We start from the raw sequence: 230 nt of genomic DNA on the forward strand, positions 1-230 counted from the left end.
GTCCGGTATCGATCAGCATGAAGATCCGTTGCGATTTTTCATCCTGAAACTGATTAACCATCAATCGGTTTGTTTTAGAAGTCGCTTTCCAGTTGATTGTCCTGATATCGTCTCCGGGAACATATTCTTTGATCTGCTCGAATTCCATCGTATGCCCCAGCTTTCTGATTTTCTTGATTCCTCCTAACAAAAACTCACTCTGAATAGCCATCAGCTCATATTTTCTCAGG

General features: G+C 41.7%; 1 protein-coding gene. It reads right to left on the reverse strand.

What is annotated here, in order from left to right; translation table 11 throughout:
- The coding region (locus ACPYOJ_RS37205; protein ID WP_481420659.1) for a DUF58 domain-containing protein at positions 1-211 on the reverse strand (211 nt) is incomplete at its 3' end.
- Between the last annotated feature and the right edge of the window lie 19 nt (positions 212-230).

It is taken from the genome of Rhizobium sp. SVR5-9E (assembly GCF_056755095.1).